Origin of the sequence: Rahnella sp. R3(2024), assembly GCF_042920125.1 — a bacterium.
In the GTDB taxonomy this organism is placed as follows: domain Bacteria; phylum Pseudomonadota; class Gammaproteobacteria; order Enterobacterales; family Enterobacteriaceae; genus Rahnella; species Rahnella rivi.
Window position 1 is genome coordinate 1494553 of sequence record NZ_JBHGBU010000001.1, and the last position, 12582, is coordinate 1507134.

11 protein-coding genes are annotated in these 12582 nt (G+C 54.4%); 7 read left to right on the forward strand and 4 right to left on the reverse strand.

Annotated elements, in window-relative coordinates; all coding sequences use genetic code 11:
• Nucleotides 1–368: 368 nt before the first annotated feature.
• A complete protein-coding gene (garD, locus tag ABSH60_RS06685) occupies nucleotides 369–1940 on the forward strand; it encodes a galactarate dehydratase (protein WP_056772910.1) in 1572 nt (523 codons plus the stop codon).
• 69 nt (nucleotides 1941–2009) lie between these two features.
• On the opposite strand, the gene exbD is transcribed toward garD, so the two are convergent.
• Both exbD and exbB read right to left on the reverse strand, forming a co-directional pair.
• Nucleotides 2010–2444 (reverse strand): TonB system transport protein ExbD, encoded by a 435-nt coding sequence (gene exbD / locus ABSH60_RS06690; protein WP_122096457.1) that lies wholly within the window; start codon nucleotides 2442–2444, stop codon nucleotides 2010–2012.
• A gap of 9 nt (nucleotides 2445–2453) precedes the next feature.
• The gene (exbB, locus tag ABSH60_RS06695) at nucleotides 2454–3359 is read right to left on the reverse strand and encodes a tol-pal system-associated acyl-CoA thioesterase (protein ID WP_390975706.1); all 906 of its coding nucleotides are present in this window, start codon (nucleotides 3357–3359) and stop codon (nucleotides 2454–2456) included.
• Between the two features lie 521 nt (nucleotides 3360–3880).
• On the opposite strand from exbB, the gene ABSH60_RS06700 reads away from it, so the two are divergent.
• The 5 genes from ABSH60_RS06700 to ABSH60_RS06720 all read left to right on the forward strand — a co-directional run bounded on the left by ABSH60_RS06700 (nucleotide 3881) and on the right by ABSH60_RS06720 (nucleotide 8993).
• Nucleotides 3881–4858 carry a TRAP transporter substrate-binding protein gene (locus ABSH60_RS06700; protein WP_056772916.1) on the forward strand — a complete coding sequence of 326 codons (978 nt, stop codon included), beginning with the start codon at nucleotides 3881–3883 and terminating at the stop codon, nucleotides 4856–4858.
• A 62-nt stretch (nucleotides 4859–4920) separates the two neighbouring features.
• Complete coding sequence (locus ABSH60_RS06705) at nucleotides 4921–5433, forward strand: TRAP transporter small permease (protein WP_136375494.1); 513 nt, start codon at nucleotides 4921–4923, stop codon at nucleotides 5431–5433.
• 13 nt (nucleotides 5434–5446) lie between these two features.
• Complete coding sequence (locus ABSH60_RS06710) at nucleotides 5447–6739, forward strand: TRAP transporter large permease (protein ID WP_122096459.1); 1293 nt, start codon at nucleotides 5447–5449, stop codon at nucleotides 6737–6739.
• Nucleotides 6740–6912: 173 nt separating this feature from the next.
• Nucleotides 6913–8106 (forward strand): cystathionine beta-lyase, encoded by a 1194-nt coding sequence (gene metC / locus ABSH60_RS06715; protein ID WP_390973260.1) that lies wholly within the window; start codon nucleotides 6913–6915, stop codon nucleotides 8104–8106.
• A gap of 227 nt (nucleotides 8107–8333) precedes the next feature.
• Nucleotides 8334–8993: a DedA family protein gene (locus tag ABSH60_RS06720; RefSeq protein WP_056772927.1), complete on the forward strand. Its 660-nt coding sequence runs from the start codon at nucleotides 8334–8336 to the stop codon at nucleotides 8991–8993.
• 18 nt (nucleotides 8994–9011) lie between these two features.
• On the opposite strand, the gene ABSH60_RS06725 is transcribed toward ABSH60_RS06720, so the two are convergent.
• Entirely contained in the window at nucleotides 9012–9953 is a 942-nt protein-coding gene (locus tag ABSH60_RS06725; RefSeq protein ID WP_056772930.1) for an AraC family transcriptional regulator, read from the reverse strand.
• Nucleotides 9954–10240: 287 nt separating this feature from the next.
• Here ABSH60_RS06725 and dkgA point away from each other — a divergent pair, with 287 nt between their 5' ends.
• A complete protein-coding gene (gene dkgA / locus ABSH60_RS06730) occupies nucleotides 10241–11065 on the forward strand; it encodes a 2,5-didehydrogluconate reductase DkgA (protein WP_217203693.1) in 825 nt (274 codons plus the stop codon).
• A gap of 65 nt (nucleotides 11066–11130) precedes the next feature.
• Here dkgA and ftsP read toward each other — a convergent pair whose 3' ends face one another.
• On the reverse strand, nucleotides 11131–12546 hold the full coding sequence (gene ftsP, locus ABSH60_RS06735) for a cell division protein FtsP (protein WP_056772937.1): 1416 nt from the start codon (nucleotides 12544–12546) through the stop codon (nucleotides 11131–11133).
• Nucleotides 12547–12582 lie beyond the last annotated feature (36 nt).

Genomic DNA, 12582 nt, shown 5'->3' on the forward strand with positions numbered 1-12582 from the left:
CAACACAGTATAAAAAACGATGCCTCAAATAACACTGTGCATTCGCACAAGAATACGCCGGTTGAAAACGACTATTCTTTTGCATTCACACATCATTGTGGGAGGATAATCACAGTTCACGCGGCGGCTGAAGCCGCACAGATCAAAGGGTGATATTCATCACATTTATTCTGTCACCTGCCACACAGAATGACGTTCAGCGGGTGAAAAGCTGGTCAGTTGCACAATGAGGTTCCCGGACAGCTGTTTTATAATGGATGCATACCCTGTATTGCCGAAAAGACAAAACGCAACATTTGTACGCTACGAATTCAGAGAATTAACCGAAGGTTCTTTTTTCGGGATGTTTAATAAACGCGGAGACAGTTATGTCACGTAATAAAGATAAAGAGCATGCAACCGACGCACTTTTCATTAAAGTTCATGAAAACGATAACGTTGCCATTATTGTGAATGATAACGGCTTAAAAGCCGGCACCCGATTTTCAAATGGTCTGGAATTAATTGAGCATATTCCTCAGGGCCATAAAGTTGCTTTACAAACCATTGCCAAAGGCGGCGATATTATTCGTTATGGTGAAGTGATTGGTTATGCCGTGCGGGAAATCGCCCAGGGCGGCTGGATCGACGAATCCCTGGTCGAACTGCCCGTCGCCCCTGAACTGAACAGCCTGCCGCTGGCTACCCGGGTTCCCCCTGCGTTGCCGCCACTGGAAGGCTTCACGTTTGAAGGCTACCGCAACGAAGACGGCAGCGTAGGCACTAAAAATCTGCTCGGCATTACCACCAGCGTTCACTGTGTGGCGGGGGTGGTGGATTACGTAGTAAAAATCATCGAGCGTGATTTACTGCCCAAATTCCCTAACGTCGATGGCGTGGTGGCGCTGAATCATCTGTACGGATGTGGCGTGGCGATCAACGCACCGGCAGCGGTCGTCCCGATCCGCACCATTCACAATCTGGCACTGAACCCGAACTTTGGCGGCGAAGTCATGGTGGTCGGCTTAGGTTGTGAGAAATTACAACCTGAACGCCTGCTGGAAGGCACGCCGGACGTGCAGGCCATTTCCCTCGACGACACCCATATCGTCCGTTTGCAGGATGAGCAGCACGTCGGCTTCCAGTCAATGGTTGACGATATCCTGACCGTCGCGCAGTTCCATCTGGAACGGCTGAACCGTCGTCAGCGCGAAACCTGTCCGGCCTCTGACCTGGTGGTCGGCATGCAGTGTGGCGGCAGCGACGCATTCTCCGGCGTGACTGCCAATCCTGCCGTGGGCTTCGCCTCGGATCTGCTGGTTCGTTGCGGCGGCACGGTGATGTTCTCTGAAGTGACGGAAGTGCGCGATGCGATCCACCTGCTGACTCCGCGCGCTGCTGACGTCAGCGTCGGTAAACGCCTGCTGGAAGAGATGGCCTGGTACGATAATTATCTGTCCCTCGGACAAACCGACCGCAGCGCCAACCCGTCGCCGGGCAACAAGAAAGGCGGACTGGCTAACGTGGTGGAAAAAGCTCTCGGTTCGATTGCGAAATCGGGCACCAGCGCAATTTCAGAAGTACTGTCTCCGGGGCAACGTCCGACCAAAAAAGGCCTGATTTTCGCTGCGACGCCAGCCAGTGATTTCGTCTGCGGAACGCAGCAACTGGCCTCGGGCATCACTGTGCAGGTCTTTACCACCGGGCGCGGCACGCCGTACGGCCTGCTGGCGGTACCGGTGATAAAAATGGCTACCCGCACCACGCTGGCGAACCGCTGGCATGACCTGATGGACATCAACGCCGGTACGATCGCCACCGGCGACGCCACCATCGAAGACGTCGGCTGGGAGCTGTTCCACTTTATTCTGGACATCGCCAGCGGTCGTAAAAAAACCTGGTCCGATACATGGGGTATTCACAATGCGCTGGCGGTATTTAACCCGGCGCCGGTGACCTGATCTGCCACATCACCAAAGCAAAAGGCCAGCAATGCTGGCCTTTTTTATGCTTCGGATCTGAAGGATAACTTACTGAGCCGCTGCTGCGCCCGTCTGTTCTGCACCTACCAGCCCGACTTTCAGATAACCGGCTTTACGCAGGTTATCCATTACATTCATCAGCGTTTCGTAGTCCACCGTCTTATCTGCACGGAAGAAAATCGTACTCTGCTTATTGCCCTGAGTACGCTGATCGAGCATGGCAGTCAGGTTGTCGCTATTTACCGGGCTGTCGCCGAGGAACAGCTGTTTGTCCGATTTCACCGTCAGGAAGATCGGTTTCTCAGGACGCGGCTGCGCTTTCGCCGTGGAAGCCGGTAAATCTACCCGCACATCTACGGTGGCCAGTGGCGCGGCGACCATGAAGATGATCAGCAGAACCAACATAACGTCGATAAAAGGCGTGACGTTGATGTCATGCATTTCACCACTTTCGTCGATATCGTCGTTTAACCGAATAGCCATAATCTGTTCTTATCCTACGCGTAACTGACCTGTCTGACCGCGCGGCGCATCGCCTTCGCTGGCAGCCAAATCCAAATCACGGCCCTGTAACAGGATAATCTGCGCCGCCACGTCGCCAACCTGATGACGATAGGAAGTGATGGTACGGGCGAAAATGTTGTAGATAACCACCGCAGGGATCGCAGCAACCAGACCCACCGCAGTCGCCAGCAGGGCTTCTGCAATACCGGGGGCCACAACGGCAAGGTTAGTGGTCTGGGTTTGGGCGATACCAATGAAACTGTTCATGATGCCCCACACGGTACCAAACAGACCGACGAACGGAGAGATCGCGCCGATAGTGGCGAGGATCCCATTGCCCCGGCCCATGTGACGCCCGGCAGCACCCACACGACGCTCCAGACGGAAACCGGTACGTTCTTTAATGCCGTTGTTGTCGGTGGAACCGGCAGACAGCTCGAGTTCATTTTGCGCATCGCGGATCATTTGTGCGCTGATGCTGCTGGCGGCGAAACTCTCAGCCTGCTCGGCAGCTTCGTCCAGCGTACGCACGGAAGACAACGCATCAAATTCACGGCGCATACGGCGTTTAGCGCTGAACACTTCGGAGCCTTTGCTGAACAGCAAAGCCCAGGTGACAACGGACGCCAGCAGCAGGCCGATCATGACAGTTTTCACCACCACGTCAGCATGATGGTACATGCCTAACACGGACAGATCGGTAGGGATGACGGGAGCTTCCACGGGTGCGGATTGCATTACCGGCGCGGGCGCGGTGTCTGCCGCAGCAGGTGCCGGTTGCGTGGTTTCAGAAGTGACAGCATTCGCCGCCGGCGTCGCAGGTGCAGCCATTGCGTTACCGCTCAGGCCAACCACCAACATTAACGACATCAATACTGAGGTCGTTTTTTTCATCTTATTGCGAGCCGTTTTCACGCGTCGCCTCCAGCCAGAATCAGTGTATATGGGTTAAATAACGCCGAATTGTATCAAATAAAAAGACCTAATTGATAGTCGTTCTCATTATTATTTACATTGTCCCGCCTGCTGACGCGGGTGTCCTTGACGGATGACAAGGTTTTGAGTCTTTGGTCAATACTTCGACAGTTATACACGGGTCACACTTTTGCAAAAAATCCCGCAGTAAATCAATCGCCTGAACATAATTATCAAAGGCAAAACAATGTTTTAAATATTAAGTAACAGCATTTTACATTTGTTATTAATTTGTGATAACGCTCAAATACCCGGCAGTTATAAATAAGGTAAGGTCTATGTACCGGGAAAGAGCACACACCGGAATTCCCTGTATCCGTTTAATTTATAAGACAATTTATAAGATTCGCATGAGGTTCCGTCAGCGCACGGCGCGCCAGACCGGTTCATTTTCGCTGTAACTTTTCATTCCCTTACTGAATTCCCCTGGAGACAAACTGATGAAAATGCAAAAAGCACTTCTCAGCCTTTGCCTGAGTTCCGCGACCCTGTTATTCACTTCCGGCCTGTCAGCACAAACGTTGAAAGCCGCCGACGTGCATCCGCAAGGTTACCCGAACGTCGTTGCCGTCCAGCATATGGGCGAAAAGTTGCAAAAACAAACAGACGGACGCCTTGAAATCAAAACCTTCCCCGGCGGTGTGCTGGGCGACGAAAAGCAGGAAATTGAACAGGCACAGCTCGGTGCCTTGGATATTATTCGCGTATCAATGACCCCGGTGGCGTCAATCCTGCCCGAAATCAACGTGTTCACCCTGCCCTACATTTTCCGCGATGAAGATCACATGCACAAAGTGCTCGACGGTCAGATTGGCAAAGAGATCGGCGATAAAATTACCAATAACCCGAACTCCCGGCTGGTATTTCTCGGCTGGATGGACGGCGGGACCCGCAATCTGATCACCAAAGAACCGGTCGTCAAACCGGAAGACTTGAAAGGCATGAAGATCCGCGTTCAGGGCAGCCCGATTGCGCTGGCAACGCTGAAAGCCATGGGAGCAAACCCGGTGGCTATGGGCGTCAGTGAAGTGTTCAGCGGTATGCAAACCGGGGTTATCGACGGCACGGAAAACAATCCGCCAACCTTCGTCGCGCACAACTACCTGCCGGTGGTGAAAAACTACACCTACAGCCGTCATTTCATTATTCCTGAGCTGTTCCTGTACTCAAAAGTGAAATGGGACAAGCTGAAACCGGAAGATCAGCAATTAATCCTGAAACTGTCGAAAGAAGCCCAGGATGAGCAGCGTGAACTGTGGAAAGCCTATAACGAAAAAGCCCTGGCCACCATGAAAGCGGGCGGCGTGAAATTCTACGACATCGATCCGGCGGCCTATGTTCAGGCCACCCAGTCCGTTCGCGATGAGTTCGGTAAAGACCATAAAGATCTGATGCAGCAAATCGCTGACGTTCAGTAACCACTGTCTCTGACACGGGCAGCTCCTGCTGCCCTTTTCCGACACTCACCGGGGGAGACTTTATGATTTCCGGATATCACACCCTGATGGACATTCTTTACCGCGCCGCAATGTGGCTTGCCGGGATTGCATTATTACTGATGGTCGCGGTGATCCCCATCGGGATATTCGCCCGCTACGTCATGAACAGCGCACTGTCGTGGCCTGAGCCGGTTGCCATCATGTGTATGGTGACGTTCACCTTTATCGGCGCGGCCGTGAGTTATCGTGCGGGTTCTCACATCGTGGTGGCGATGGTCACCGACCGTCTGCCTCCTGCCCTGAAAAAGTTCTCGGCGCTGCTGTCAGATCTGATGATGCTGGCGATCAGCATCTTCATTTTCTGGTACAGCCTGCATCTGTGCAGCGAACTGTGGCTCCAGCCGGTGGCGGAATTCCCGCTGCTGACCGCCGGAGAAACCTATTTACCGCTGCCCGTGGGCTCTGCCCTGACGATCTTATTCATCATTGAGCAGATCATTGCCGGGCCGCAGCATCAGCGCCCTGTTGTGATGCTGGGAAATTCCGACGCCTGACCCGGAGAGACTTATGGATGCACTCATTTTACTGTTAACGCTGGGGGTGATGCTGGCGATCGGCGTGCCGGTGGCTTACGCCGTTGGCCTCAGCGCGCTGGCCGGTGCCTGGTGGATCGATCTGCCGCTTGAAGCACTGATGATCCAGCTGACCAACGGCGTGAATAAGTTTTCACTGCTGGCGATCCCGTTCTTTATTCTGGCCGGCGCGATCATGGCTGAAGGAGGCATTGCCCGCCGGCTGGTGAGTTTTGCCTATATCTTTGTCGGGTTCATTCGCGGCGGTCTGTCGCTGGTGAACATTGTCGCCTCAACCTTTTTCGGTGCGATCTCCGGCTCATCGGTGGCGGATACCGCGTCGATTGGTTCGGTGATGATCCCGGAAATGGAGAAGAAAGGTTATCCGCGCGATTTTGCCGCTGCGGTCACGGCCAGCGGCTCGGTGCAGGCGATCCTTACGCCGCCGAGTCATAACTCGGTCATTTACTCGCTCGCCACGGGCGGTACGGTGTCGATCGCCGCACTGTTCATCGCCGGTATTTTGCCCGGTTTACTGCTCAGCCTGACCCTGATGGTGATGTGCGTCGTCTTTGCGCATCAGCGCGGTTATCCGAAAGGTGAACGCGTGCCGTTTCGTCAGGCACTGAAGATTTTCATCGATACGCTGTGGGGCCTGATGACCGTCGTCATCATCATGGGCGGAATTCTCAGCGGGATTTTCACCGCCACGGAATCTGCCGCCATCGCCTGTCTGTGGTCATTTTTCGTCACGATGTTCATTTACCGCGATTACAAATGGAGTGAACTGCCGAAACTGATGTACCGCACGGTGAAAACCGTCAGTATCGTCATGATCCTGATTGGCTTCGCGGCCAGCTTTGGCGCCGTGATGACCTACATGCAATTGCCGATGCGCATCACCGAGTTCTTCACCTCGATCTCCGACAACAAGTACGTGATCCTCATGTGGATCAACATCATGCTGTTGCTGATCGGTACGCTGATGGACATGGCGCCGATCATTCTGATCCTGACGCCGGTCCTGCTGCCGGTGGTGTTATCACTGGGCATCGATCCGGTTCATTTTGGCATGATCATGCTGGTGAATCTGGGGATCGGGCTTATCACCCCTCCGGTCGGGTCGGTGCTGTTTGTCGCCAGCGCGGTCAGTAAACAGAGCATTGAGAAAGTCGTCAAAGCCATGCTGCCGTTCTATTGCGTGTTGTTCCTGGTGCTGATGCTGGTGACCTATATTCCTTCGATTTCGCTGTTCCTCCCCAAATTGTTCGGCGTCTACACCGGATAAAACCTCTGCCAGGCCCGTCATTTCTGACGGGCCTTTCCTTGTATAAAAGATTGGCTGAAATTTTCTCATTCAACCGGCAAAAACCTGATCCTGTGATTTCATCATGTTAAGTTAATGAGATATCAGCGGATGCCAGAGAGCATCGCTCTACCAAACAGGGTGAAACACGGATTATGTCGTCGAAGAAAATCGAAACCGCGCTGATAAGCGCCGGACGGGACAAGAAGTTCACGCAAGGTTCGGTCAATGCCGTCATTCAGCGCGCCTCCTCGCTGGTGTTTAACACCGTGGCGGATAAAAAACACGCCACCGCCAACCGCGCTAACGGAGAATTGTTTTACGGTCGTCGTGGCACCCTGACGCATTTCTCGCTGCAGGAAGCGATGGTCGAACTGGAAGGCGGCGCGGGCTGCGCGCTTTATCCCTGCGGCGCCGCGGCGGTCAGTAATGCGGTATTGTCATTTGTCAGCACCGGCGACCACATTCTGGTGGCCGGTTCCTCTTATGAACCGACGCAAGATTTCTGCGAAAAAGTGCTGAAAAAACTCGGCGTTTCCACCACCTATTTCCCGTCCGATATCGGCGCAGATCTCGGTTCTCTGATGCAACCTGACACCCAGGTCGTGTTTCTCGAATCACCCGGCTCTATCACGATGGAAGTGCCCGATATCCCGGCCATGGTGGCGTCCGTGCGCGCGGTGAACCCTGATGTTGTCATCATGATCGACAATACCTGGGCGGCGGGCATTTTGTTTAAGGCGCTGGAGTTTGACATCGATATTTCGATTCAGGCCGGTACCAAATATATCGTCGGGCATTCCGATGCGATGATAGGCACGGCCGTTTCCAATGCCCGATGCTGGGAACAGTTGCGCGAGCATTCTTATCTGATGGGGCAGATGGTCGATGCCGATACGGCCTACGTCGCCAGCCGGGGGTTGCGCACCATGGGCATCCGCCTCAGGCAACATGAGGAAAGCAGCCTTCGTATCGCGCAGTGGCTGGCAGAGCGTCCGGAAGTGGCGGTAGTCAACCATCCTGCCCTGCCAGGCAGTAAAGGTCATGAATTCTGGAAACGCGATTTCACCGGCAGCTGCGGTTTGTTCTCGTTCGTGCTCAAACAGCGCCTGAGCACGCAGCAGCTTTCCGATTACCTCGATCACTTTGAACACTTCAGTATGGCCTACTCCTGGGGCGGATTTGAATCGCTGGTGTTAGCCAATCAGCCGGAAGAAATTCAGGCGATCCGTCCGGCTGAAACCGTTGATTTCACCGGTACGCTGGTGCGGCTGCACATCGGGCTGGAGCATTGTGATGATTTGATCGCCGATCTGACCCTGGCGTTTGAACGAATCGGCGCTGCCTGAGCCTCAGGGATTGCGACGTACCGCGCAGATCGTTAAGGTATCTGTCGGATTTTCATTCGCAAAATGAGAATAATCTGTAAGCTCTTCCTGTACCCGGTGAACACTACCGGGGCAGGCGATCTTTTTTTTGAAGTGATCTCAGATCAACGTCTCCGGGCGGGATCCGCGGTACACTGGCAAGTGACAGCGATTGTTACGAAAAGCACACGACAGCAACAGGAAAGAATATGGCAGTGATTTGCGACATTTTTCATGCACTCTGGCGGCATGATTTTACTATGCTCGCCGACCCCAATCTCCTTTGGGTCATTTATGCTGTCCTGTTCACCACGCTATTTCTTGAAAATGGTTTGCTTCCTGCTTCCTTCCTGCCCGGCGACAGCCTGCTGCTGCTGACCGGCGCGCTTATCGCCAAAGGGGTGATGAGCTTTTTCCCGACGCTGATTATTCTTGTGATTGCCGCCAGCCTCGGCTGCTGGCTGAGTTACATACAGGGGCGCTGGCTTGGGCATACCCGCGTGGTCAGGGGCTGGCTGCTGCAGCTTCCGGCGCATTATCATCAGCGCGCCCACCGGATGTTCACTCAGCACGGATTAATGGCGCTGCTGGTAGGCCGTTTTCTGGCTTTCGTGCGCACTCTGCTGCCGACGATGGCGGGGATTTCCGGCCTGAATAACGCCCGTTTCCAGTTCTTTAACTGGCTGAGCGCTATTCTGTGGGTAGGCGCTGTGATCACACTGGGATTCGCCATGAGCCACATTCCGCTGGTTAAACGTCATGAAGATCAGGTCATGGCCGGGCTGATGATTTTACCGGTGGTGTTGCTGGTCATTGGCCTTGCGGGCGGCGTCGTGGTGCTGTGGAAAAACCGCAAAGCCCACGCATGATCGCCACGGATCGCCCGGTCAGAATACGGCTTTAAAGGAGGCATCGGCGCTGGCCGATGCGCCAAACGTACTTTCCCTCAGGCGCGCAATCTCGTCGCTTGGGGTCACCCCAAAATAACGCTTAAACTCCCGGCTGAACTGCGACGCACTTTCGTACCCCACCTGCAGGGCCGCTGAGCTGGCCTTTAGTCCGTCGTAAATCATCATCATGCGCGCTTTATGCAAACGATAGGTTTTCAGATATTGCAGCGGTGACGTGCTGGTGACCGCTTTAAAGTTGTGATGAAACGCCGACACGCTCATGTTCACTTCACTCGCCAGAATTTCCACGCTGAGATTATCTGCGTACTGAGCCTCAATGCGGCGCAGGGATTTGGTGATCTGACTGAAATGCGTGTGACGGTTGACCAGCGCCTGCAATGCCCCGCCATTCTCGCTGGTAAGGATGAAGAACAGAATTTCGCGGATAATCTTCGGCCCCAGCACGCGGGCGTGCAACGGCTTATCCATCACATCCAGAAGACGTTCGGTGGCACACAGAATATCGTCATCAAGAATACCGGAGTTTATCCCGGTGGAAGACTCCCGCTGGCTGGCCATCGCTTCATCACCCATGTCCATCAGCAGATCCTGCAACATCGTGTTATCGATGCTGATTTGTATACCGGCCATTGGCTGATCCGGGCTGCCAAAGGTTTCGCATTCGAACGGCAGCGGCACCGTCAGCATCAGATAATTATGCGGATCGTAGGAGAAGGTTTTCTTACCGAGATAACCGACTTTGCGCCCCTGAAACAGGATCACCACGCCAGGGTTATAGAGCACCGGCTGCCTTGCATGGTACTGCGTGGTGTACATCAGCGTGACCTGCGGTACCGCAGATTTACTGAGTATTTTGTCCCCGCTGAGCTGCGCAACGCGTGCTGACATGCGGGCACATAAGCTGTCCACATTTTCCATAATTCCTGCTCTCCGCCTTCGATAAACCGGCATCAATAGTGCCATATTCCCCCCGGTTTCTACAGAGACAAGCAGAAACAGGCAAGCCTTAAGCAGGAATGAGCATCTTCCGCGCGACGATTTGGCCTTACAGTAAAAACGGTCCGGCTGGCTTTACGTTGAAAATAAAATCAGTAGCTTGCTCAGCAAGATGCTGTTTCGTTAACTAGACTTAGTCACAGGCTAAAGCCCCATCCCTCTCTGTGCCCGCGCATTTTGCGGGCACTCTGCTCATTAAGGAGAAACTCATGGCAACGCAACCCATCATAAAACTTCACGATGGCAACCTGATGCCTCAGTTAGGACTTGGCGTATGGAAAGCCAGTAATCAGGAAGCCAGTGCCGCGGTGAAAACCGCCATTGAAACCGGCTATCGCCACATCGATACCGCCGCCATTTATAAGAATGAGGAAGGCGTAGGCGAAGCCCTTGCCGCCCGTCTCGTTCCTCGTGAAGAGCTGTTCATCACCACCAAACTGTGGAATGACGATCAGCTGAACGCACCTGAAGCGCTGGAAACCAGCCTCAAAAAACTGCAAACAGATTACGTTGATCTGTATCTGATTCACTGGCCGCAACCGCAACAAGGCCACTATGTGGAAGCCTGGAAAGCGCTGCTCAAGCTCAAAGAACAAGGTCTGGCGAAGAGCGTCGGCGTGTGTAACTTCCCTCTCGAGCATTTACAGAAACTGAAAGATGAAACCGGTATTTTCCCGGTTGTTAACCAGATTGAGCTGCACCCGCTGATGCAACAGCGTCAGCTGCATGCGTGGAACGCAACGCACAATATTGCGACCGAATCCTGGAGCCCGCTGGCACAGGGCGGTGAAGGCGTATTTGATCAACCCCTGATTCAAAAACTGGCGGAGAAGTACGACAAAACGCCAGCGCAGATCGTGATCCGCTGGCATCTGGATAACGGGCTGATTGTGATCCCTAAATCCGTGACGCCAAAACGCATCCGTGAAAACTTCGACGTGTTTGATTTTAAACTGGAGAAGGAAGAGCTGGCGGAAGTCACCAAGCTCGACAAGAGCCAGCGTCTTGGGCCTGATCCGAAAAACGATCTGTAAACCAGTCGTTTAACGTCATAAAACAAAAACCCGCCGCGGCGGGTTTTTTATCGGGCAAAAAGCCGTTACATCGACGGCTGAACCAGCATATTTCCGGCGGAACCCCGGTCGGCCAGTTCCAGCGCCCCGCTGCGATACACAAACGGGAAATGCTCGTACGACGGCTGGTTGAAATACACCAGCAGCTCCACATCGCCATCGACCCACACCGTATCTTTAAAGCCGGCGTCTTCCACCAGCGGCGCAGCGCCGTTGACGCTTTTCACCAGGAAAGACACCCCTTCGGCATGGAACGATTGCGGCATATCCGCATGGATTGTCCAGCGCTCCCACGTCCCCTGCTGGGCCGTGAGGTCAATCCGGTTAATATCCCAGGTCGCGCCATTTACACCCGGCTGACTGTCGCCGAGGCGCAGGTCGCGGGTGCGGATCACGTTGCCGGAAAGGATTTGATCCGCCAGCAAGCGCATCGGCAGATTATCTGTCACCAGCGGCAGCAGGCCGGTCGGCTTGAGCGTCAGCACCAGCGTGGAAACCAGAATGCTCGACGGTTCAAACAACCCACGTAAACGCTCCATCACGCCCGCAGCTTCACCGGCGGTAATCGACACTTCTTCACCCTGCGACATATCCACCAGCACTTCGCGGCGTTCACCTGGCGCCAGCGATAAACGCTGCACGGTCATCGGTGCAGGCAGGAACCCGAGATCCGAGGCGACCACGTGGAACGGGCGGCCATCACTCATGTTCAGTTCGTAACGGCGGGCATTTGAGGCATTGAGTAAACGCAGACGCACCCAGCCGCGTGAAACTTCCACGAACGGACTTTGCACGCCATTCACCAGCATGGTATCGCCGAAGAATCCGCCGGAAGCTGGGGTGTCGTACTGCGGCACGCCAAAACTGTCCAGGCGTTTGTCCTGAATGATCAGCGGGAAATCATCCACACCGTAATGATTCGGCAACGGCAGATTTTTACTGATTTCGTCTTCGACAATCCACATTCCCGCCAGTCCGTTATAGACATGCGGTGCCATGCGGTTGGGGGTGTTGGCGTGATACCAGCAGGTCGCAGCGGGCTGGCGGATAGGCAATACCGGCGACCAGTCAACGCCCGGCGACATCATGCGTGCGCCGCCACCGGTGAGCGTACCCGGTTCGAGCAAACCGCTGATGGTCATCGACACCGGTTCTGCCAGACGGTTGCTGTAAATCAGCTTAACGTCATCACCACTGTGCACTTTCACCGTCGGCCCGAGATACATGCCGTTAATCCCCCAGACCGGGGCTTTGGCACCGCCCAGAAACGACCAGTGGGCTGACTGCAAAGTGAGAAACAGGGGTTGTCCACGACGCGATTCAAGCAGCGGCGGAACGGGCAGGGCCGGTTGCGAACCACTCGCTTCTGCTTTAAATGGCAGAGCACCTGCGGCAAGTGCCACGCCGGAGGCTTGCAGGAACGAGCGACGACTGAGTGACATATCTTCTCCATGAAAACATAAGTAAGCCCCGTCGCC

Excerpts from the sequence above, each read along its gene's own strand:
- garD (WP_056772910.1), top strand. The coding sequence starts at position 369 with ATGTCACGTAATAAAGATAAAGAGCATGCAACCGACGCACTTTTCATT.
- exbD (WP_122096457.1), bottom strand. The coding sequence starts at position 2,444 with ATGGCTATTCGGTTAAACGACGATATCGACGAAAGTGGTGAAATGCAT.
- exbB (WP_390975706.1), bottom strand. The coding sequence starts at position 3,359 with ATGAAAAAAACGACCTCAGTATTGATGTCGTTAATGTTGGTGGTTGGC.
- ABSH60_RS06700 (WP_056772916.1), top strand. The coding sequence starts at position 3,881 with ATGAAAATGCAAAAAGCACTTCTCAGCCTTTGCCTGAGTTCCGCGACC.
- ABSH60_RS06705 (WP_136375494.1), top strand. The coding sequence starts at position 4,921 with ATGATTTCCGGATATCACACCCTGATGGACATTCTTTACCGCGCCGCA.
- ABSH60_RS06710 (WP_122096459.1), top strand. The coding sequence starts at position 5,447 with ATGGATGCACTCATTTTACTGTTAACGCTGGGGGTGATGCTGGCGATC.
- metC (WP_390973260.1), top strand. The coding sequence starts at position 6,913 with ATGTCGTCGAAGAAAATCGAAACCGCGCTGATAAGCGCCGGACGGGAC.
- ABSH60_RS06720 (WP_056772927.1), top strand. The coding sequence starts at position 8,334 with ATGGCAGTGATTTGCGACATTTTTCATGCACTCTGGCGGCATGATTTT.
- ABSH60_RS06725 (WP_056772930.1), bottom strand. The coding sequence starts at position 9,953 with ATGGAAAATGTGGACAGCTTATGTGCCCGCATGTCAGCACGCGTTGCG.
- dkgA (WP_217203693.1), top strand. The coding sequence starts at position 10,241 with ATGGCAACGCAACCCATCATAAAACTTCACGATGGCAACCTGATGCCT.
- ftsP (WP_056772937.1), bottom strand. The coding sequence starts at position 12,546 with ATGTCACTCAGTCGTCGCTCGTTCCTGCAAGCCTCCGGCGTGGCACTT.